At 42.2% G+C, this 21,701-nt stretch carries 17 protein-coding genes and 1 pseudogene; 8 read left to right on the forward strand and 10 right to left on the reverse strand.

What is annotated here, in order from left to right; genetic code table 11:
- Window positions 1-180: 180 nt before the first annotated feature.
- Window positions 181-864 carry a phosphoribosylglycinamide formyltransferase gene (gene purN / locus JMY09_RS04530; RefSeq protein WP_201622414.1) on the reverse strand — a complete coding sequence of 228 codons (684 nt, stop codon included), beginning with the start codon at window positions 862-864 and terminating at the stop codon, window positions 181-183.
- Window positions 864-1,913: a phosphoribosylformylglycinamidine cyclo-ligase gene (purM, locus tag JMY09_RS04535; protein ID WP_201622415.1), complete on the reverse strand. Its 1,050-nt coding sequence runs from the start codon at window positions 1,911-1,913 to the stop codon at window positions 864-866. The genes purN and purM overlap by 1 nt, the downstream gene beginning before the upstream one ends.
- Window positions 1,914-2,194: 281 nt before the next feature.
- Between purM and JMY09_RS04540 the strand changes: the two genes are divergently transcribed.
- From JMY09_RS04540 to JMY09_RS04550, 3 genes are all read left to right on the forward strand, one after another.
- On the forward strand, window positions 2,195-3,301 hold the full coding sequence (locus tag JMY09_RS04540; protein WP_201622416.1) for an AI-2E family transporter: 1,107 nt from the start codon (window positions 2,195-2,197) through the stop codon (window positions 3,299-3,301).
- Between the two features lie 357 nt (window positions 3,302-3,658).
- Window positions 3,659-4,462: a DnaA regulatory inactivator Hda gene (gene hda, locus JMY09_RS04545; protein WP_201622417.1), complete on the forward strand. Its 804-nt coding sequence runs from the start codon at window positions 3,659-3,661 to the stop codon at window positions 4,460-4,462.
- Window positions 4,463-4,567: 105 nt separating this feature from the next.
- Window positions 4,568-5,299, forward strand: a complete 732-nt coding sequence (locus JMY09_RS04550; protein WP_201622418.1) for a DUF2057 family protein — start codon at window positions 4,568-4,570, stop codon at window positions 5,297-5,299.
- Between the two features lie 124 nt (window positions 5,300-5,423).
- Here the strand turns inward: JMY09_RS04550 and JMY09_RS04555 are convergent, their stop codons facing one another.
- Window positions 5,424-5,894, reverse strand: a complete 471-nt coding sequence (locus tag JMY09_RS04555) for a Dps family protein (RefSeq protein ID WP_201622419.1) — start codon at window positions 5,892-5,894, stop codon at window positions 5,424-5,426.
- Between the two features lie 228 nt (window positions 5,895-6,122).
- A complete protein-coding gene (locus JMY09_RS04560) occupies window positions 6,123-6,788 on the reverse strand; it encodes a YcxB family protein (protein WP_201622420.1) in 666 nt (221 codons plus the stop codon).
- A gap of 301 nt (window positions 6,789-7,089) precedes the next feature.
- Here JMY09_RS04560 and serS point away from each other — a divergent pair, with 301 nt between their 5' ends.
- The 4 genes and pseudogenes from serS to JMY09_RS04575 all read left to right on the forward strand — a co-directional run bounded on the left by serS (window position 7,090) and on the right by JMY09_RS04575 (window position 12,518).
- Window positions 7,090-8,382: a serine--tRNA ligase gene (serS, locus tag JMY09_RS04565; protein WP_201622421.1), complete on the forward strand. Its 1,293-nt coding sequence runs from the start codon at window positions 7,090-7,092 to the stop codon at window positions 8,380-8,382.
- A gap of 295 nt (window positions 8,383-8,677) precedes the next feature.
- Window positions 8,678-10,675 carry a transketolase gene (gene tkt / locus JMY09_RS04570; protein WP_201622422.1) on the forward strand — a complete coding sequence of 666 codons (1,998 nt, stop codon included), beginning with the start codon at window positions 8,678-8,680 and terminating at the stop codon, window positions 10,673-10,675.
- A gap of 191 nt (window positions 10,676-10,866) precedes the next feature.
- Window positions 10,867-11,004, forward strand: a pseudogene (locus tag JMY09_RS14795) (hypothetical protein); the annotation flags it as partial.
- Between the two features lie 254 nt (window positions 11,005-11,258).
- A complete protein-coding gene (locus JMY09_RS04575; RefSeq protein WP_201622423.1) occupies window positions 11,259-12,518 on the forward strand; it encodes a hypothetical protein in 1,260 nt (419 codons plus the stop codon).
- Between the two features lie 426 nt (window positions 12,519-12,944).
- On the opposite strand, the gene JMY09_RS04580 is transcribed toward JMY09_RS04575, so the two are convergent.
- The 6 genes from JMY09_RS04580 to exaC form a co-directional block, all read right to left on the reverse strand.
- On the reverse strand, window positions 12,945-13,943 hold the full coding sequence (locus JMY09_RS04580) for a DUF4424 family protein (protein WP_201622424.1): 999 nt from the start codon (window positions 13,941-13,943) through the stop codon (window positions 12,945-12,947).
- Window positions 13,944-14,087: 144 nt separating this feature from the next.
- On the reverse strand, window positions 14,088-14,687 hold the full coding sequence (locus JMY09_RS04585; protein WP_201622425.1) for a YceI family protein: 600 nt from the start codon (window positions 14,685-14,687) through the stop codon (window positions 14,088-14,090).
- Window positions 14,688-15,208: 521 nt separating this feature from the next.
- A complete protein-coding gene (locus tag JMY09_RS04590; RefSeq protein ID WP_201622426.1) occupies window positions 15,209-16,855 on the reverse strand; it encodes a GMC family oxidoreductase in 1,647 nt (548 codons plus the stop codon).
- Between the two features lie 85 nt (window positions 16,856-16,940).
- Window positions 16,941-17,267, reverse strand: coding sequence for a DUF779 domain-containing protein (locus tag JMY09_RS04595; RefSeq protein WP_201622427.1), 327 nt, complete (start codon window positions 17,265-17,267; stop codon window positions 16,941-16,943).
- 165 nt (window positions 17,268-17,432) lie between these two features.
- Window positions 17,433-17,675 (reverse strand): hypothetical protein, encoded by a 243-nt coding sequence (locus tag JMY09_RS04600; protein WP_256932762.1) that lies wholly within the window; start codon window positions 17,673-17,675, stop codon window positions 17,433-17,435.
- A gap of 52 nt (window positions 17,676-17,727) precedes the next feature.
- Window positions 17,728-19,254, reverse strand: coding sequence for an acetaldehyde dehydrogenase ExaC (gene exaC, locus JMY09_RS04605; protein WP_201622428.1), 1,527 nt, complete (start codon window positions 19,252-19,254; stop codon window positions 17,728-17,730).
- Window positions 19,255-19,596: 342 nt separating this feature from the next.
- Here exaC and JMY09_RS04610 point away from each other — a divergent pair, with 342 nt between their 5' ends.
- Window positions 19,597-21,546 carry an AAA family ATPase gene (locus tag JMY09_RS04610; protein ID WP_201622429.1) on the forward strand — a complete coding sequence of 650 codons (1,950 nt, stop codon included), beginning with the start codon at window positions 19,597-19,599 and terminating at the stop codon, window positions 21,544-21,546.
- Window positions 21,547-21,701 lie beyond the last annotated feature (155 nt).

Genomic DNA, 21,701 nt, shown 5'->3' on the forward strand with positions numbered 1-21,701 from the left:
GATTGATTAGTATAGAGCTTTGATTGATTAGTATAGAGCTTTGATTAAATAGTATGGATTTTTAATTAACTAATAATAATCGATAAAAAAGCCCAGCATCTCTTTTACTAGAAATACTGGGCTTTTTATTGGGCTTAAAAACTTAAATAGAGGTAACACGCTGTCAGTAATACTCTACCGTTATAACAGTAGTTTTAAAGGTAAGGTAGGTAAGTAGGACTCAGTATCTTGCAAATACCGTTCATTGATAGTTAGTACCCCTTTAGCCAATAATAGCAGCGTCCATGGCAGTAGCTTATGCTCAATTTTTTGCACGCGAGCTTGTAGGCTGGTAGCAGTATCTTTGGCACCAACACTTAGCACGCCTTGGGTCAGTACTTGCCCAGCATCCAGCTCAGCGGTCACAACATGCACGCTACAGCCATGATGACTATCGCCCGCTTGTATGACACGCTGATGAGTGTCTAACCCTTTATAAGCCGGAAGCAAGGCAGGGTGTAGATTGACCATAGGAGCAATGCGCTTATCAATAAACTCAGCACTAACTACTCGCATAAATCCAGCCAATACTATTAAGTCGGGCTGCCACTGTTGTAATTGTTCGCTGGCATGACGCTCAAAGGTCTTGATAGCCATGCGTTTGCCACTAGCAGTATGCGACAGTACCGCTACTGGGATGCCAGCTTGTTGGGCACGAGTGATAGCATAAGCATCTTCACGATTGCTGATGATGCCCACGATATCGATTGGTAAAGCGCCCGACTGCATAGCGTCTATCAGTACTTGTAAGTTACTACCGTTACCAGATACTAAAACGGCTACACGCATAGGACTAGGCGCTTGCCTTAGAGGAGCTACCGACATTAACGGTACACCACTGCATCAGCTTCACGCTTGATCATTTCGCCAATGTGCCAAGCTTTTTCGCCTGCATCGGTCAAGGTTTTAAGAGCAGCAGCAGCTTTATCTTGTGGCACTACAATCACAAATCCCACCCCACAGTTAAAGGTGCGGTACATCTCGCTCTGTGCTATATTACCTTGGGTTTGTAGCCAAGTGAATAGCTCAGAGAACTGCCAGCTATTAGTATCAATACTAGCCGCTAAATGATCTGGTAATACCCGTGGTAAGTTGTCGGTAAGACCACCACCAGTGATATGTGACATCGCATGTAGCGCTGCATTACCAACCGTATCTTGTAAGGCTTTAATAGCTTTGACATAGATACGAGTAGGGGCCATTAGGGCGTCTTGAATAGATTGACCGTCTAATTGTTCAGTACTAGTAGTCACATCTATACCGCTAACTTCTATCACTTTGCGTACTAGTGAATAGCCGTTTGAATGTGCGCCACTTGATCCTAACGCTATCAGTACATCACCTTCAGCTACGTTTTCGCCAGTAATCACTTCAGCTTCTTCGACTACCCCAACACAAAATCCGGCTAAGTCATAATCGTCTTCTTGATACATGCCTGGCATTTCGGCAGTCTCACCACCGATGAGCGCACAGTTAGCAAGCTTACAGCCCTCGCCAATACCAGTAACTACAGTAGCAGCAGTATCTATATCTAGCTTGCCAGTAGCATAATAATCCAAGAAGAATAATGGCTCTGCACCACAAACTAGTAGGTCATTAACACACATAGCGACCAGATCAATGCCGATAGTGTCGTGACGGTTTAGTTGTAGAGCTAGTCTGAGCTTAGTGCCTACACCATCTGTACCAGAGACCAAAAGTGGAGAGGTATAGCCGGTTGGAATACGGCATAAAGCACCGAAGCCACCAAGACCACCTACTACTTCAGGTCTAGTAGTGGCTTTGGCCACTGACTTGATACGCTGAACCAGCGCGTCGCCTGCGTCAATATCGACGCCTGCGTCTTTGTAGCTTAAAGAAGGCTTGTCACTCATGGTCATCTCACAGTTAGAATAATGAATTGGGTTGGGCGGAGTAAATCAATAATGGTTGGCGCATTATACCCAAAAATAGCGGCTACTCGCAAAGCAACTTAGCAATAATCCGCTAACATTGCTAATAACAGCAAAATAAACCTATAAAACACAAAAAATCACTGCTTTTTTTAGCTACTCTGCGATAATAAGGCATTTAAATTTTGCCAAACTTATTTGTTTTGTGCACAGTTTCTGCTACCTATTATATAGATATAAGCTTAAATTTAGGATTACTACTAATGATAAATCAGACTATAGACCCTTTTTTCAGGCGTTTATTTATCGTCGTTGCTATTGTCATAGCCTTTGTGCTTTTGTATCTTATGGCGCCGGTCATCATACCGTTTGTATTTGCTTTTGTATTGGCCTATCTTTTTAACCCCTTAGTAAGAAAACTATCAAAGTATGTGCAACGTTGGATCGCCATTCTCTTGGTCTATGCGACTATTACTTTGAGTATGGTTTTACTGTTATGGTGGCTGATACCTACCTTATGGTATCAACTGCAAGCCGCTTGGGATTATTTACCCAAAGTATTGAACTGGTATAACGAGGTGGCCCGCCAGTGGTTCGTTGATAATACTCGTATCCGTATGCCGGTATTAGAGAGCAAAGGCTTTTCGGAGACTTTAGTGGGTTACATGCAAAGCCATTACGAGTTTTCTGATGCCGGAACTTGGGTTAGCCAGCTGTTGGCTTCGAGTATGAACTTCATTAATAGTGCCGGCCTGATTGTACTAGTACCTATTTTGACCTTTTATTTCTTATTTAACTGGGATAAACGTCTGCACAATTGGAAAATGGCTATACCCGCTGCTTACAGCAAAAAAGTCATTACTGTGGCACGCGAATGTGATCGGGCATTGATGGAGTTTGTCAAAGGGCAGTTACTGGTTATGGTATTGCTAGGAGTTATTTATGCCGTTCAGCTTCAGCTCATCGGCTTAGAGCTGGGACTTATTATTGGCATGGGAGCAGGTATTGCCAGCTTCGTACCTTATTTAGGGTTTGGTCTAGGGTTTATAGCTTCAATTATCGCCGGTTTGTTCCAGTTCGGCTTAGACTGGTTCCATTTGTCGTTAATTGCTGGGGCTTTTTTAGTTGGACAAGCCGCTGAAGGGTATGTTTTACAGCCGCTATTGCTAGGGGACAAAATTGGCCTCTCGCCATTATGGGTTATCTTTGCCGTACTGGCAGGGGCTAGTCTATTAGGCTTCGTGGGTATGCTAATCGCATTACCAGTGTCGGCCGTGCTCAATGTATTGTTTCGTCATCTATATGCCTATTACCGTTCCACTGATTTTTATAAAGGTCGTAAGCAGTTAGAGCTTTTCGAAAGAAAATAGCTTAGCTAATTCCATATAGAGTACTGGCAGTTGCTATTCGTAGTGTTAAGGTCATAGTCCTGAGCTTATAGCGCTGAGGATCGAATACTAAACCTGCTTTAGGTAAGTTGTGCGCTAAAAGACTTGTCAGTCATTTTGTAATTATGGTATATATAGGGGCATTGTCTACTATCTTGCATACTCTACATGTTAAGTTGTCTTATTTTTATAATTGGGCAGTTATGCAGGGTAGTAGGCATAACTAGCAGTTGTCTGTAGTAATAGTATCCCTGCTAGTATTTTTAAGTAGTATGATGTCATATTTGGCATTCTGTTTATTTTTAGTCTATCGTCCTACGCAAACTAAGTTGATGATTCATGGCAAAAGCACAGCTAAGTCTCAATCTGGACATTAAACACGATGCGAGCCTCAGTGACTTTTCTGGTCCCGGCTGGCTGTCTATCATTGATGCTATAAGGCAGTTACATGTCGGTTTAATCGGTCAGCTGTATCTGTTTGGTAGTCCTGCTACTGGTAAATCACATCTGCTATCGGCTATTTGTGAGTCTTTTATTGAAATGGATAGGTCGGCTATTTGCTTATCATTGAATGAGCTAATACATACTGATGTTAACGTATTGTCCTCGTTGGAGAATTTTGACGTCATTGCTATAGATGACCTAGAGGTACTTGAGCATAGTAGCGAGTGGCAAGAGGCTTTGTTTCATTTAATAAACCGCAGCCGTGAAGGTCAACGTCAAATACTGTTTGCCGCCAATAAGCCGGCCAGCGAGCTACCCTTTAAGCTAACCGATCTATTGAGCCGTCTCGCCCAAGCGCCTACTTTTAAGGTCCCTAATGGCCATGATTTGGCCGATCGGCAAGCCTTAATGCAGTCTATTTTGCGCCGCCGTGGCTGGCAGTTCGATGAGCGCATTCTCAATCATTTACTGACTGAAGGCCCACATCGTATTGGGGCTATGATGGAGGTATTAAATTACATTCAGCCTATGTTCTCAAACTTAGGCCGAAGTAATATCTCTAAAGCGGTTATTAGCGATGCACTGCGCACTATTGATGAGCAGACCCTTGCCGCTGAACTGGCTGATATTAGCCAAGAGACCCAAGTAGATCATGACGCTGCTACTCTAGATCAACATACCATGCCGCTAGACTTTTAATAACTCGAATACTTAGCTACTCAATCCGATAGCTTTTTATAGCTGTTTTTATCCCTAAAAAAACTTAGCCTGTTTATCAAAAACTTACTATTGATAGGATACCTTATGACCGTCTTCACTTCTCAGTTAAGAAAACTTACCCTCGGTGCTGTATTGATAAGTGCAGGGTCAGTATCTATGCTTACGCATGCAGCAGTAACTCTAATGGTTGATGATAATATCAAGGTTACGGCTATCAATGGTCAAGAACTCAAACAAGGCATTCTTGAGCCCTTGACCAAACAGCTGAGTCTACAGCCCGGACAACACGTCATTACTGCTAAGTATGATCGCTTTTATCAACTCCCACGTGATGAACATGACTATCTACGCTCAGGGAATATCAGTGTTGCAGCAAATCTATTAGATAATCAAACCTATCGTTTGACTATGCCTAATCAGCCAGAAGAGTATCGTGCAGCCAAACAGTATGCTCAACAGCCAACCTTAGCCATACAGCAGAATAATACCATTATAGCCAGTCAAAAAAGCATAGTGGGTAATGATGGCGGTATATTCTCAGGATTAGGTAAAGCTTTAGGTGGAGTATTCGGTGGCGGTAGTAATGCTGAGATGCAAAACCAGCAAGCTATTGCTGCTTTGAGCCAGCCAGGAGTAAACGCACAAAATAATACTAATACAACCGCGATAATATCTTCTGGTACTTATGCAGCGATTCCTAGTGCACCAGCCGCTAATAGCGCTCAAACCAGCGGCACTCTGGATAATTTTATGCAGTTATGGCTAAATGCTACGCCGGCTGAACGTGAAAAGATGAGCCAATGGATCAAGCAGTAAGCAGGCTCTAAACAGTAGCTGGGTTATCCATAACCTTTATAGCTGAGCACAAAAAAGCACCCAGTAGGGTGCTTTTTTATTGGAAGTAAATTGGCTAACTGATAGTTTTATAGCTTAGACGGTTCTAGCCTAAAAAAGCGTTGTACATCCAAACGAGTTTTTCTTGTTCTTGCACATAGGCATCTACTAGATCCGCTGAACCTTGATCGTCTGCTTCTGCCGCTGCTGCTGACACTTGACGCTGCTCTTCTATCAAAGCTTGTAGGCCAGTAACTACCCCTTTAACACAAGTATTACCATCTTTAACGTTTTTATCTTCTTGAATACTAGCATGTTGGGTAAAATCGCTATAGGCGTGATAAGGAGTGCCACCTAAAGTTAAAATACGCTCGGCGATCTCATCGATTTGTATCTGCAGGGCAGTATACAGCTCTTCAAACTGAGGATGTAAGGTAAAGAAATGCTCGCCTTTTACGTTCCAATGATAGCCTCTAACATTGATATAGAACATATGATAGCTAGACAATAAGCCATTAAGTTTAGCAATGATGGCGCTCATATCTGCTTTTTCTAAACCGATTTGATTAGTACTCATAATAGTATCCTTTTAGTGTTATTTTAGAATTAGAATGCTGCTGTTATTTTAGAAGTACAATAGTCACTAACTACCAGCTGATCGGCGACTGGTTTTGACGATTAGTAACTAATCTGTTTATGGTCATTATCATAACAACTGCAGCTCTATAAGTTAAATTAATTAAACCAAAAGACGAGTTATGTTTTGTAAAATCAATAGGGACCTTACCATCAAATAACCAATAAATTATATCTTGTCAGTAGGCGGCTGTAAATTCTCAGTGTTCAAACCACGAGTAGGAATCACTTCTTGTAGATGTTGACGTACTGTATCGATAGGGAACTTTTGCGCTTGCAAACGCTTAGGTACGATTTGACTGCCTTGCTGGCCTTTTACCTCAAACATCATAAAGATATAATCATCAGTCTCATCCCAGCTTTTAACAGCGCTCCATGGGATTACCGCTTGCTGAGTGCTCGCTGCACGCATTTGCATACCACGCATTTGATTGTTCACCGCACCAGGCTGATTGACTGGCATCGCCATAACCAAGCCATGTTTTTGTACCCCAAGTTTCATTTGACGCATTTCATCAGGCATCTCTTGCTCAGAAACTTGCTTTTCAAATTGCTTTTTGACATACCACTTAAAGCCAAGCGTACGCACTAGCAGATAAATTACTACTGCAACTAGCATCACCCAAAAGATAATCGTCGAATAGCCAGATACAAAGACCAGTCCTGCGATCGCTAATATGACTACTACCGCCATGATAATCCATTCTTTAGTCTTAATACTAGATAGACCAAACGAGGGGCTAGCATTAGCAAACAGTTCATATTGTGCTTGCTGAAATTCAGCTTCAGTTAAGTTCAAAGCGACAGGTTGTAGGGTATAAGGATACAGGGCCATAAAGGGTTCTCAAATACTTTGATTAAATGCGATGGCGACAGCGAAATAGCATGCTGCCCATAAGTGATAATAGATGTGTGCTTATCTTACCGAAAAGCGCCTGTAAAAGAAACATATATGCATCTTAGCATAGCAATAGACAGCTTTTAGTAGCTTATAGATAGTCGCCCTAATGCGATAAAACCTAGGCTAAAGCTACGCTAAACATAGTCAAAGCTATCTGGTCTTGGTATCATAGCAGCTGCTTTCAATAGCTCTGTCTTAGTTTGACCCTTAACTTCTAGCGCTACAGGCCATTATTATGATCGATCCAAAACTCTTACGCGGTGATTTACTTGATTTACAGCAGCAACTGGCCACTCGTGGCTATACCCTAGATATGGCATTCTGGCAAGCTGTAGAGAGCGAGCGCAAGTCTCTACAAGTGCAAACCGAAGAGCTGCAATCACGTCGTAATGCTGGCGCTAAACAAGTCGGCATGCTAAAAAAGACCGGTGAAGATGCCAGCGAACTGCTAGCTGAGATGCAAAGTGTCAGTGGCGAGATTAAAAACGCAGAAGACACTCTACGTAGCTTACAAGAGCGTATTACCCAAGCGGCGTTGCAAATACCGAATCTACCAGCAGCAGATGTACCCGTTGGCACTTCAGAAGATGATAATGTAGAAGTGCGTAGATGGGGTACTCCCCGCGAATTTGATTTTGATATTCAAGACCATAGCTATCTTGGTGAGTCGCTAGGCATGCTAGACTTTGAAGCTGCTGCGAAGCTAACAGGTAGCCGTTTTAATGTGCTAAAAGGTCAGTTGGCACAGATGCACCGTGCCCTTATTCAGTTCATGCTCAACACTCATACTATGAAGTATGGCTATACTGAAACTTATGTCCCTTACATTGTCAATTCAGAGAGCCTAAAAGGCACAGGCCAACTGCCAAAATTCGAAGATGATCTGTTTAAATTGACTAACCATACTAACAATGAAGGCACAGACTTCTATCTAATTCCAACTGCTGAAGTACCGATGACCAATTTAGTCCGTGGCGAGCGTTTAGATATCAAAGAGCTACCATTGAAGTTCACCGCTCATACCCCCTGCTTTCGTAGTGAAGCGGGCTCGCATGGCCGTGATACTCGTGGCCTGATTCGTCAGCATCAATTCGAAAAGGTCGAGATGGTCAATATCGCCACTGCTGAACAGTCTGATGCGTTGCTAGAGGCGATGACGGGACAAGCTGAATTTATCTTACAGCAGCTTAACCTACCTTATCGTACCGTGCAATTATGCACAGGTGATATGGGCTTTGCCGCGCAAAGAACTTATGACATCGAAGTATGGTTACCGAGCCAAGAGACTTATCGTGAAATCTCTAGCTGCTCAAATTGTGGCGACTTTCAAGCACGACGTATGGGTACGCGAGTTAAAGATGGCAAGCAAACTAGCTTAGCGCACACTTTAAATGGCTCAGGTCTAGCGGTCGGTCGTACATTATTAGCAGTGATGGAGAACCATCAAAACGCTGATGGAAGTATTACTATCCCTGAAGTGTTACGTGCGTTTATGGGTGGTGCTGAAAGCATCGCCATAAATAAGTAGTTGGTTTTTACGACCTACATGAATGGCTCGTAGTTTCTAAGCATTGTTAATAACTGTTAATAGCTATTAATAGTTGGGCATTACGAGTAATTTGACAAAACTGATAGGAATTATTAATAAATACCAACGGTCTTATCATGCCATTTTTTGGTTTGGCCGTTAGCAACTATGTTAATATTACGCTTTGAACTTCTATCTTATTCTGTGAGGGTGCTTATTGCACCTTTACTTGATTGCCTTCGAACAAAATTGCCTTTTATCTTCCATACCTCTTATCCCAATATTAGGACACTCTATGCCAGCTCCAATTAGCGAACGTAAATTAGCCAATGCCATCCGTGTACTGTCGTTCGATGCGGTTCAAAAAGCCAACTCAGGCCATCCGGGCGCACCGATGGGTATGGCCGATATTGCTGAAGTATTGTGGCGCAAGTTTTTACAGCATAATCCAGCAGACCCTAGCTGGCATAACCGTGACCGCTTTGTATTGTCGAATGGTCATGGCTCAATGCTCATCTACTCATTGCTGCATTTATCAGGCTATGATGTCAGTGTCGAAGATCTAAAAGGCTTCCGCCAGCTGCATTCAAAGACTCCTGGCCATCCTGAACTTGGCTACACTCCAGGTATCGAAACCACTACTGGTCCATTAGGCCAAGGTATCGCTAATGCGGTTGGTTTTGCTATCGCAGAAAAAACCTTAGCGGCGCAGTTCAACCGTGATGGTCATAATATCGTTGATCATCGCACTTATGCGTTCTTAGGCGACGGCTGTTTGATGGAAGGCATTAGCCATGAAGTCTGTTCATTGGCTGGCACTTTAGAGCTAGGTAAATTAGTATTCTTCTATGATGACAACGGCATCTCTATCGATGGTGAAGTCGATGGCTGGTTCACTGATGACACCCAAGCCCGTTTTGAAGCTTATGGCTGGCAAGTTATCAAGGTCGATGGTCATGATACTGATGCTATTACCCAAGCTACAGAAGCGGCAATCAAAGAGACTGTTAAGCCTAGTCTGATCATCTGTAAAACTACTATTGGCGCTGGTAGCCCGAATAAACAAGGCTCAGCTTCTAGCCATGGTGCACCACTAGGTGATGATGAAATCGCTTTAACTCGTGATGCTTTGTCATGGAAACATGCGCCGTTTGAGTTAGATGATGAGATCTATCAAGCGTGGGATGCAAAACCAAAAGGTGATGTGCTACAAAAGAACTGGGAAGCGGACTTCCTAAATTACACCAAAGCTTATCCTGAATTGGCCAGCGAGCTATTACGTCGCTTGAATGGCGATCTGCCTGCTGACTTTGAAGCCCAAGCGCAAGATTATATTCAGCAAACCCAACAGCAAGGCGGTGATGTCGCCAGTCGTAAAGCCAGTCAAAATGCGATCAATATTTTGCAGCCCTTATTACCAGAGTTGATGGGCGGTTCAGCAGATCTTGCTGGCTCGAACTTAACTTTGTTCAAAGGCGCTAAAGGCATTCAAGACGATGCTGCTGGTAACTATATCTATTATGGTGTACGTGAGTTCGGTATGACCGCTATCGCTAACGGTATCGCCTTGCATGGTGGCTTTATCCCTTACGTGGCAACCTTCCTCATGTTCATGGAATATGCGCGTAACGCGGTGCGTATGGGCGCTTTGATGAAGCAGCGTATCATCCACGTCTATACTCATGACTCTATCGGTCTTGGTGAAGATGGCCCGACCCATCAGCCAGTAGAGCAATTGACTAGCTTACGCACTACGCCGAACCTACGTACATGGCGTCCTTGTGATGCAACGGAATCTGCTAGTGCTTGGGTAGAAGCGATTAAGTCTGTACATAATCCATCAGCGCTGATCTTTAGTCGTCAAAGCTTGCCGCATCAAGCACGTGATGAGAGCCAAGTGGCTAATATTATTAAAGGTGGCTATGTCCTCGCAAAAGAGAAAGGCGAGCTGCAAGCAATCATTATCGCTACTGGTTCAGAAGTTGGTCTTGCTATGCAAGCATACGAGACTTTAAGCGCTGATGGTGTTGGTGTGCGGGTAGTTTCTATGCCTTGTGCTGAGATCTTCGTAGAGCAAGACGGCGATTACCGCGAGTCAGTATTACCTGCTAATATCCGTGCCCGTGTCGCTGTAGAAGCCGCGCATGTGGACTACTGGTATAAGTTCGTAGGCCTTGACGGTAAAGTCATCGGCATGACCACGTACGGCGAGTCAGCACCAGCTGAGGATTTGTATAAAGAGTTTGGTATTACGGCGGATGCGGTAGTTGAGGCTGTGCAGAGTTTGGTGTAGGTTTCAAGTTTAGTTATAAATTATAAAAGTTAGGGTGCGCCTAGCGCACCATTCATAAATTATATTTTATCGTTTTAGCTATTCTTTAATATTAAAGACAGAGGTAGGTTGGTGTCGAGACCCGATACCCAACATGACAATTTTATGAAATACAGATTGTTGGGTTTCCTTCGTCAACCCAACCTACGCGTTGGTATAAGTTTATTGGTCTAGACGGTAAAGTCATAGGTATGACCACTTATGGTGAATTATCACCAGCGGAGGACTTGTATAAAGAATTTGGCATTAAGGCTGATGATGTGGTTAAGGCTTTGTATGGTTTGGTTTAAATAAAACTTATACCTATAGAAGAGCTGCTGGAATAATCTAGTAGCTCTTTTTTTACGTTCAGGTTTTGTTTTCAAATTGATTTGGAGCTAATCATACCATTCGCTTGTATATATATATATATTGCAATGTTGTTCAAACTTAAGTGTAGTAGATGAAACTTCCAACTAGACGACTATTGTATGATAGATTGGATTATTAATTCGCTGGACACATTTTTTATCTGCAACAAGCTGCTAAATCAAGGATAGGACTTATGGAACTAGTTGAAATTGAAGAGCTGTTCAAAAAAATTGAATATTGTTCATCAGATGAAGAAGTATACAGGATATGGGAAGAAGCAAATTTAAGAGATGATTGCTTCATGCTTGCAATCGGTGAAAGTAGTAACATTAATTTTTCTAAAAATATCTATAATATTCTATCAAGAGAACTGGTATGTAGTTATTTCCAATCTAATAAAATTCGTTTTGTTCACAATAAGGTTATTAGAAATTCAAAAACTGAAAAGCTTTCGAAAGTACCAGCCGATTACTCATTAATGTTTGATTCAAACATTTGCACATATATTAATGCTGTTATGGAAAGAAAAGCGTTTAATGGCAGTAAGGAGATAATACCACTATTATTAGATATTTTACATAATCGAATAATGTATGATTTTACATTTTATTTATATGAAAATTTTGAAAGCATTAATATTGATTTATGTCTAATAAATAAAGATTTTGAGTTATGGGATCTTTTAAACGCTGATTTTCAGAAGAACCTCATTAATCTTATTAAGTTTAAGCATATTAAACCAGAAGGTGCTAATAGTTTTGAGACAAGCATTTCTGACATAGAAGCAAAAGAAGAAGCGATAGAACTATGCTTCAAAGTTTATTTCCAAGCTAACGATTTACTAAAAAATATCATAACTAAGTTTAAAATGACAAAAATGATAGTTTTAAAGATTGTAGAAATTCAATTCTCTAGTAATAAGTCCACTCAAAATAAGTATTTAGAACTTATAAATTTTATGAACGAAAAATGCTGTTTTTCTGACAGAGAATCTATTCTAGCATTAGAATATTTCAAGAATAAAAACCTTGGTACTTTTAAAAAAATACATCATGGAATGAAGTTTGATAAATTTTTAAAACGAGTTAATAATGTTTCTTGGGACATAATGGCACCTAGGATAATGGAGGATTTTATTAGAGGTATGTCTTCACATGAAGAAGTTTTTATACCGTTCTTCTTTTCTTATGATGAAAATCTTAGAGAAACAATCAAAGCACATCCTATCAAGTATTTATTTTTAAATGGAGATGATAATAAACGTCGTGTAGTGTCTATTCCTAAAAATAATACACATGAATATCTTTATAAAAATAACTGTCACAAGGCTATCGAGGAAATATTCAATAATACAGAGTTTAGAAGAAAGAATGTATCTAATATACAATTGAATCTAGATGAAAATTTAATTAATGGCTTTGAAGAATGCAAAAAAATATTAGAGTTAGGATAGGCATACCTTACAATTTAAAAAACCTTATATTTAAACCGAAACAAGAGCGATTAGAGCAATATCATAATCACTCTTGTTTACGTTTTTAAAAGCTTACTTTTTTTAGAGTGCGAGGGCGCGCCCCACACACCAGAATTCAAACTTAATTATCATATCGATGCGCACAATCAATGTCCTGCTGTTTTTCGCCGAGGGTGAGAGAAGATTAAGTAGAGTAGTACTCTGCGCAAGATGCAAGTATCTGCCGAGGGTGAGCGAAGATTAAGCAGAGTACTACTCTGCCTGAGTGCAAGACGAAAGCTGTGCTTGAGTTAGGTAGGCAGAAATCATTAAAAGCCGATGACCCATGCCCCGCATATTTCACGACTATTAAAGAACACCTATCTACAGGCTCATCTTTTTATCCTCTTGCTTGCAAACTAACCACTACCTCAAAAGAAAAGCCACCTCAAAGTCATGCTTAGGTACAAAGTTAGTTTCTTTAATCTCAAACGTCGTCGGGCCTACCTTCTTAACTTTTCCCTTACCTTTCCAGCAAAACGATACTAGCTCATTAGGATCGCGCTCTACGGTGAGTTTAAAGTTGGCTATTGGCTTTGCCCAGTTAGCGCCTGTAGTCAAGATATAGCTTAAGGCATGATAAGGGCGAGCGCCGGTCTTACTCAATGCTTGCTCCGTAGCTCCATCCAAGCAAAAAGTGGCAAATTCCTCCTCGCCTAAATGCACAGAGCCACCTACTAAAGGCTGGTAAGAATGATTGATTTTAGTAGTGGCATTAGCTTTAAAGGTTTGTTGCCAGCTATAAAAAATTTGTGATTGCCAGTAGAGATAGCTGTCTTCTTCATTAGTATTAATGAATTTATTCAGTCTTTTGTCAGTACAGTTTTGTAGCTTTTGATCCACACTGGCAGTATTGCCTTGATTGGTCCATGGAATCATCATTTCACTGTCTTTAACCCCACAGGCTTTAAATATTTCAGTGGTATCAATAGTAATAGAGTTGTCAGCGTAGATTCTCTGACCAGCTTCAATGACAAGAGGGTGCATAAAGGTACGCACATTAGTTTTTGCAGTAATAGGCTTGCCATTGCTCACAATCTTAAAGCTATCAACCAGCTTAGTAGTATCTGCAAAGTCACTCTCTAATCGTGAGGGCGCAGCAGGCATAGGGAACAATACCGTCTCGGTGATATCTTTATTGCTTAAGTTTTTAAACTCATAATTGACCCGAATATTATCTTTAGAAATGTATAAGTCTTCGCTGTGCATACTGATATTTTTGTTTTTAAGGTAAGCAACGCCGCCTGTGCCTACATAACCTGTAGAGTCGTTGGCTTGGGCTGTCGTTATGGCTAGTACAGCTGTGCAGGCAAGCTTAAGGCTGGCGCTAAGGCATGACTTAATCAACTTATTATTATTTAGCATAGTAGGCATCCTTGCTATTTTTAGGTATAAGACTAAATAGTTTATACCCAATACTGTGCGCTGTACGGTTTAATAGTGGCTGATTTAAGACAAAAAAAGAGCGACTAGAACATAATCCTAGTCACTGTTCTTTTAGTTTATATTTTAATTAGCAGCGATAAGGTTGCCTGATATCTCAAGCGGAATCATATTGCCGATGATTTTTGGAAAAGCCGTGACCCCGTAAGTATATCGATTGATTAATCCTGTCGCTTTGAATTTCAAGATAGGTTTTTTAGTCGTAGGATCATTTACCACATCTGTTAGAGTAACTTTTACGGTTAGAGGTTTAGTCTGACCCAGTACCGTAAAATCACCAGTGACATTAGCTTCTTTAGCATTAATCATGCTGACCTTTTTTGAGACAAAAGTCATAGTAGGATATTGTGCCGTGTTAAGCAGCTCTTTGCGACGCAAAAAAGCATTGCGCATATTGCCACCAGCATCGATACTGTTAGTATTTACGGTGAAATTAATGGTGGTGTTAGTAGGATTTTTTACATCATAATTGATAGCACCATCCATCTTATGAAACTGACCTTCAACAGAACCTTTGCCCAAATAAGCCACCTGAAAATCTACGTTAGTTTTCGGGACATCTAGCTTCCACTTTTGTGGCGTTGCCGCTAACCCCATCATTGGTAATGAGAGTAATAAACTGGCAGTTAACGTGGTCTTGAGCAAAGAGGTAGTAAGGGTATTCATACGAATGTTCCAAGAAGCGATATTGAAGTTAGCAGGTAGGCCTAGATGAAGTAATCTCTACAAGGCTATAAAAACTTAATAGTATTTTTAAGGCCAATAATAAGGCGCTAGGGTACTACACCTATTTGGTTACCCTGTATTATTATAGTTATATCTTATGACAACTGTGCAGTAGTAGCAAACCGCTAATGGGCTATAGCTATGACTGACTGGTGCTTAACCTTTGGAGGCTAAGGTGTAAGGCTTAAATGACTCACTAAATACAGCGGATAGCACAGAGCTAAGATCTTGCTTGCTCAGCATTTTTGATATTATAAAACTTATGCTGATAAAACCAAATTTCATGAGAGTTAATTTTAGAGGTGTCTTGGGCGAGGCTCTCATAAAGGCAACCATTCGACTAATGTTAGATAATGCCATTTGACATTGGCTAAATAGTATCAGACTACCATTGAACAATAAGGGTTCGCCATATTATGACCAACCCTTATACTTTTTATACCTTGAAGCGTCTAACGAAACTAGGCTGGGAGTGACTGTTCTCTAGATTCGATAGCAGCTACAAACTCAGCCTTGATACTATCCGCTAACTTCTCAGCGATCATGATAGTCGGCGCATTAGTATTAGCACTGATGAGCGTGGGCATGATGGACGCATCAATGACTCGTAATCCGCTTACCCCTCTGACTTTTAACTCTAGATCGACTACTGACTGCTCGTCTGCACCCATACGGCAAGTACCGACAGGATGATAAATAGTATCTGATCTATTGCGAATGAAACCAAGCATACCGTCTTTCTCTAAATAAGGAGCAGGGTAATCTTCGGTAATATACTTAGCCATAGGCGCCTCCGCCATAATAGCGCGAGTACGCTCAGCGCCTGCGATCATATATTCCACATCTTTGGGATGTGACAGATAGTTTGGATCAATGAGCGGTGCAGCAGCGGGGTCATTGGAGGCGAGCTTTACCGTGCCGCGACTCTCTGGACGTAAGTAACAAGCGTGACAAGAGACGGCATAGCCACGTTTGAGATCACGGCCATGATTCATCACTCGAGCTATGGCGAAATGCAGCTGAGTATTCGGCCACTCTTGCGGTGCATCACCAACGCTAAAGAACGCACCGCCTTCAGCGTAGTTCGTTGATAGCAGACCAGTGCCATCTTTACGCCATTGCCGCATGGCCTTAAAGAAGTTCATCCCAGCGATAGTGCCAACGCCGAATACGTCAGTGGTATTGACTTCATAATCAAACACTACATCCAAATGGTCTTGTAGATTTTCACCTACTTCAGGGGCATCTACGACTACTTTTATATCTAAAGCTTCAAGCTGAGCTTTTGGCCCAATACCAGATAACATCAACACTTTAGGCGAGCCAAAGCTACCGCCAGACAGGATAACTTCGTGACGGGCATTGACCATTTGCTCAGCACCGTGTTTTTCGTAGATAACGCCCGTGGCTTTATGATCCTCGATGATTACTCGATTGACTTGCGCATGAGTGACAACGGTCAAGTTCGGGCGCTCTTGTACTGGATGAAGGTAAGCTGCTGCTGCTGAACAGCGTTGGCCTTGTTTTTCCCCATGAAAGTGGGTCACTTGATATAGACCTACGCCTTCTTGTTTAGGGCCATTGAAGTCTTGGTTGTGCTCGAGTCCGTTAGCGATGCCAGCCTGCACAAAAGCTTTAGAGATATCGCGAGGGCTCAACAGATCACTGACATTTAATGGCCCACTATCACCATGCAAGTCATCGCCACCACGCACATTGTTTTCAGCTTTTATAAAATAGGGTAGTAAGTCGTCGAAGCCCCAACCTACGCAGCCTTGCTCGACCCAACGCTCATAATCTAGCGGACTACCACGAGTATAAACCATCGCATTAATAGCCGATGAGCCTCCTAAACACTGACCACGAGGTTGAAAGCCACGCCGATCGTTTAGATGAGTTTGTGGGGTAGTATGGAAGCACCAGTTGTTCAATTTAAGCGGCTTGCCAGGTACTAACAGGATGAGACCAGCAGGCACCCGCACTGCTAAATCTTTGCCATCGCCACCATACTCTAGTAGACAGACACTGATATCTGGGTTTTCTGTAAGACGGCTGGCGAGTACACAACCTGCTGAACCGCCCCCTACAATGACATAATCAAAATCCATTTTTTATTCCTCGTAGCGTCCCTGCTAATTAAGCTGGTCGTATACTGTATTTATTGCATTGGAATACTTATTTGCGCACCAAACCTCATAGTGCACAGACCTCTGAGCGTACTATAAAGCGTTTGCCCTCTGGTATTTCTAACGAAAAGCTTGCTCCACGGCCCTTGACTACATCGATGGTTAAATCAGTATGCTGCCAGAGTTTATATTGTGCTTTACCCATATAAAAAGGGCAGCCAGCCAGCTCACCGAGTAGGACGTCTTGAGCGCCTACTTTGAACTCGCCTAATGGATAACACATAGGAGAGCTGCCATCACAGCAGCCGCCTGATTGATGAAACATCAGCTCGCCATGCTTAGATTTTAGTAGCTCAATCAGTGCTTCGCAAGATTGGGTAGCGGTGAGTTTCATAACAGTTTCCTTGTCATTAAAAGTGCTTATTAATTATTAATATGAAGAGCTAATAAAAAAAGTCGCATCAAATCCAGTTACACCATTAATAGCATGTCACTGGAAATAATACGACTCATTATTTATGACGCAATGTATCTATACAGATACCAACGGTTTAAATACTTACATAGTGTAGTCGATAACAATCCGACCTTCGATTTTTCCCTGGCGCATACGTTCAAAAATATCATTGATATTCTCTAACGGTTCAGCGGTTACAGTAGCTTTTACTTTGCCTGCTGCCGCCATGTTTAACGATTCTTGTAAGTCCAGACGTGTACCAACAGCTACAGCAGCGACGTTTAAGCCCATAGCAATAGCATACTGCACCGCCATGTGACCCAGTCCGTCAATACCTGAAATCACTACCCATTCATAATTCCATGACTGGCTAAATAATACAGTCTAAGCAAACGGCTTAGAAAAATCCCATCGCTTTAGGACTATAAGAGACCAGCATGTTTTTGGTTTGTTGATAATGATCGAGCATCATTAGATGGTTTTCGCGGCCAATACCTGACTGCTTGTAACCACCAAAGGCAGAGTGAGCAGGGTAGATATGATAACAGTTGGTCCATACGCGGCCGGCTTGTATACCACGGCCAAAGCGATAGGCCTTATGTACGCTACGAGTCCAAACCCCAGCGCCTAGACCGTACAAGGTGTCATTGGCAATGCTCATAGCTTCTTCGTCATCTTTAAAGGTAGTAACCGCCAGCACTGGACCAAAGATCTCTTCTTGGAACACTCGCATGTCGTTGGTGCCCTCAAAGATCGTCGGCTGTACATAATAGCCCTCCGAGTTCTCGCCTTCATGCTTTGCTTGTTCACCGCCAACTAGAATTTTTGCGCCTTCTTTTTTGCCGATATCGAGGTAAGATAATATCTTCTCTAATTGATCAGAGCTAGCTTGAGCGCCAATCATGGTTTCGGTGTCTAGTGGGTTACCCATTTTGATAGCTTTAACACGAGCGATACAACGCTTGATAAACTCATCGTAGATGCTTTCGTGTACTAAAGCGCGTGAAGGACAAGTACAGACTTCCCCTTGGTTAAGTGCGAACATGACTAAGCCTTCAACCGCTTTGTCTAAGAAGTCATCATCTTCATCCATAATATCGGCGAAGAAGATGTTTGGGCTCTTACCGCCAAGCTCTAAAGTTACGGGGATAATGTTTTCACTGGCGTACTGCATAATCAGGCGACCAGTAGTGGTCTCACCAGTAAAGGCAACTTTATTGATACGTGGGTTAGAGGCTAGCGGCTTACCGGCTTCAACCCCGAAGCCATTGACCACGTTGAGAACGCCTTTAGGTAAGATATCTGCCACACCTATGATATCGAGCATATAAAGAATAGAGGCTGGTGTTTGTTCAGCAGGTTTTAATACCACACAGTTCCCAGCAGCAAGCGCAGGAGCTAGTTTCCATACTGCCATTAAGATAGGGAAGTTCCACGGAATAATTTGACCGACGACACCCAGGGGTTCGTGGAAATGATAGGCAACTGTGTCTTCATCTATTTGACTAATGCCCCCTTCTTGAGCACGAATGGCACTGGCAAAATAGCGGAAATGGTCGATGGCTAAGGGAATGTCGGCAATAAGGGTTTCGCGAACAGGCTTGCCATTCTCATAGCACTCGGCAATAGCGATAGACTCTAAATTAGCCTCCATACTATCAGCGATTTTTAGCAGCAGATTGGCACGTTCAGTAACGCTGGTTTTTCCCCAAGCCTCTTTTGCCGCATGAGCGGCATCTAGGGCTTTTTCAATATCAGCGGCTTTGGAGCGGGCTACCTGACAGATAGTCTTGCCATTAATGGGACTAGGATTATCGAAATACTCACCATCGATAGGAGCGACCCATTCGCCATTAATAAAGTTATCGTATTTTTCACGAAAATGGACGGTACTGTCTGCGGTATTAGGATAAGGGTATAACATTAACTTCTCCTTGTTGCGTTATATAAGGCAAAACAAGAGCATGAGTAGTTATCAAGAGGCTATTTAAGACCTTATAAAAATAAATACTTATGCACTAATTACTAGATCTTCCTGATCAAGCAATAGCTCTATCGTACTCAGCTTTGATATAGAGCGATAGTTACTTTTAATGATATTTGGTCTAGTGATACATAAATTTAAGTTATGTATGGCTATCCGCTTAAAGTAGTTTGCAAAGGTCAGGTAGCTGTTATAATTGTTAGCAAATATTTTAGGCTATTACAGTTATTGATTTGCTGATAGCCGCTTTCTTCCCATCAGCTTATTAATTGGTTTAGATATATGCGTCAATCATCCGCTCTTGATATTTTACAAACAGGTCAAAATGTTTTTTTGACAGGCTCAGCAGGTTCCGGTAAGACTTATACCCTCAACCAATATATTAATTATTTGCGTGCGCGGCGTGTGCCTGTAGCGGTTACCGCCAGCACTGGTATTGCCGCCACTCACATGAGTGGTACTACTATTCATAGCTGGTCGGGCATAGGGATCAAAGATGAGCTATCAGAGCGGGATTTAACCACTCTAGCTCGTAAGCAGTTCTTGGCAGACAGACTTAAAGAGACCGCTGTGCTAATCATTGATGAGATATCGATGTTGCATGCCAAGCAGCTTAATCTAGTCAATCAAGTACTCAAGCATGTGCGCAAAAGCGATCAGCCCTTTGGTGGTATACAAGTAGTAGTCGCCGGAGACTTTTTTCAGTTGCCGCCTATCGGTAGTAGGGGGGAGAGTAACCGTGAGAAGTTTGCCTTTATGTCAGAGGCTTGGCTCGATGCCCAGTTTCATATCTGCTATTTGAGCGAGCAGCATCGACAAGTCAGTGAAGCGGCCAATGGTGGTCTTGACTTGGATGACATTCTCAACCAAATCCGTCGTCAAGAAGTGAGCTTTGAGGCTATTGCGGCCCTAGAAGCTACTTATGATCAAGATGTCGATATCAAACGCACTCGGCTATATACCCATAACCTCAACGTCAATAAAATAAACGATAAAGAGCTAGCTGAACTCTCTGGTGAGATGAAGCGTTACGAGGCTATTTCTATCGGTGAAGACAAGCTAGTCGATACTTTGAAAAAAACTGTGCGCACCCAAGATGAGTTAGTACTCAAAGTGGGCGCAAAAGTTATGTTCATCAAAAACAACACCGAGCTCAACGTTTCAAACGGCACTATGGGCGAGCTGATTGGCTATGCCACTGTAAAAGTTGATGACAGTCAGGCTAAAGCAAAAGCTGAAAAAGATGCTAGAAGCCATGCGTTAGAGAGTAAAGAAACGCTCATAGCTAGTGATGATGATCCGGACGATAGTATCGTTGAGCCGCCAGCAAAAAAAGCAGAAAAAGCCCTCAGCAAACAGCCGACCAGCCAAAAAATGCCAGTAGTAAGGTTGAACTCAGGGCGTGAAGTGATAGCTGAACCTGAAGAGTGGATTATTGAAGATGAAACTGGCGAGGTGCTGGCAAGCTATCAGCAAGTGCCACTATGTCTAGCTTGGGCGATTACTATCCATAAGTCGCAAGGTATGACATTGGATGCCGCTGAGATCGATCTATCACGTACCTTTGAGCTGGGACAAGGTTATGTCGCATTATCACGCCTTAAGTCACTAGCAGGCTTACAGTTACTAGGTATGAATAGTATGAGCTTGCAGCTAGATCCATTGGCACGTGGGGCTGATAAACGCTTCTTGGCGCTCTCAGCGGAAGCGGATGCTAACTATGCTATGCTCGATGAAAAAAGCATGCAGCAAAACCATGAAAAATTTATCATAAAATCAGGCGGCACTACCAATCAAACTATCATTGATGCTTATGCTACTTTGCAAAAGAAACGCCGTGAGCAGCAGCAACAACTGCAAGATAAAAAGCAAAAGCAGGGCAATCAAGTCGCTGATAAATCCGACACTACCTTGCTAGTGACACGGCAATTATTAGAAGAGAGCCTAACTATTGCGGAGATTGCAGAGTCGAGAGAGCTTGCACAATCGACTATTATGCGCCATATTAGTGAGCTGAAACACCAAGACCCTAGCCTTGCCTGTGATCATCTACGGCCTAGTGATGAGATAATGACTGCTGTTGGCAATGCTTATGTGGCCATCAAAGTTGCTAATAATCCTAATGATTTCAATGATGATGGTACTGCCAAGCTGCGACCTATTTATGATTACCTTAAACAGAACGTCGATTACAACACCATTCGTTTAGCACTGATTTTTATCACTCCTTAAGGCTTTTATATTTAGATACTGTTATTGCTAGGCGCTTGTCTATCAGTATCTTGATAGATAGCTATTTTATATTTTTCTGCCTGTATACGAGCTTGTACGCTGCCAACCAAGCGGTTGCTCAGCCTCAAGCTCTATTCTTCGACAATCTCGGTTCT

Origin of the sequence: Psychrobacter urativorans (genome assembly GCF_904846695.1) — a bacterium.
GTDB classification, from domain to species: domain Bacteria; phylum Pseudomonadota; class Gammaproteobacteria; order Pseudomonadales; family Moraxellaceae; genus Psychrobacter; species Psychrobacter urativorans.

Bases quoted from the DNA above. Each gene is read 5' to 3' on its own strand.
- exaC (WP_201622428.1), bottom strand. From the start codon at position 19,254: ATGTTATACCCTTATCCTAATACCGCAGACAGTACCGTCCATTTTCGT.
- serS (WP_201622421.1), top strand. From the start codon at position 7,090: ATGATCGATCCAAAACTCTTACGCGGTGATTTACTTGATTTACAGCAG.
- JMY09_RS04555 (WP_201622419.1), bottom strand. From the start codon at position 5,894: ATGAGTACTAATCAAATCGGTTTAGAAAAAGCAGATATGAGCGCCATC.
- purM (WP_201622415.1), bottom strand. From the start codon at position 1,913: ATGAGTGACAAGCCTTCTTTAAGCTACAAAGACGCAGGCGTCGATATT.
- JMY09_RS04590 (WP_201622426.1), bottom strand. From the start codon at position 16,855: ATGGATTTTGATTATGTCATTGTAGGGGGCGGTTCAGCAGGTTGTGTA.
- JMY09_RS04595 (WP_201622427.1), bottom strand. From the start codon at position 17,267: ATGAAACTCACCGCTACCCAATCTTGCGAAGCACTGATTGAGCTACTA.
- tkt (WP_201622422.1), top strand. From the start codon at position 8,678: ATGCCAGCTCCAATTAGCGAACGTAAATTAGCCAATGCCATCCGTGTA.
- JMY09_RS04585 (WP_201622425.1), bottom strand. From the start codon at position 14,687: ATGAATACCCTTACTACCTCTTTGCTCAAGACCACGTTAACTGCCAGT.
- JMY09_RS04610 (WP_201622429.1), top strand. From the start codon at position 19,597: ATGCGTCAATCATCCGCTCTTGATATTTTACAAACAGGTCAAAATGTT.
- JMY09_RS04580 (WP_201622424.1), bottom strand. From the start codon at position 13,943: ATGCTAAATAATAATAAGTTGATTAAGTCATGCCTTAGCGCCAGCCTT.
- JMY09_RS04560 (WP_201622420.1), bottom strand. From the start codon at position 6,788: ATGGCCCTGTATCCTTATACCCTACAACCTGTCGCTTTGAACTTAACT.
- purN (WP_201622414.1), bottom strand. From the start codon at position 864: ATGTCGGTAGCTCCTCTAAGGCAAGCGCCTAGTCCTATGCGTGTAGCC.
- JMY09_RS04575 (WP_201622423.1), top strand. From the start codon at position 11,259: ATGGAACTAGTTGAAATTGAAGAGCTGTTCAAAAAAATTGAATATTGT.
- hda (WP_201622417.1), top strand. From the start codon at position 3,659: ATGGCAAAAGCACAGCTAAGTCTCAATCTGGACATTAAACACGATGCG.
- JMY09_RS04540 (WP_201622416.1), top strand. From the start codon at position 2,195: ATGATAAATCAGACTATAGACCCTTTTTTCAGGCGTTTATTTATCGTC.
- JMY09_RS04550 (WP_201622418.1), top strand. From the start codon at position 4,568: ATGACCGTCTTCACTTCTCAGTTAAGAAAACTTACCCTCGGTGCTGTA.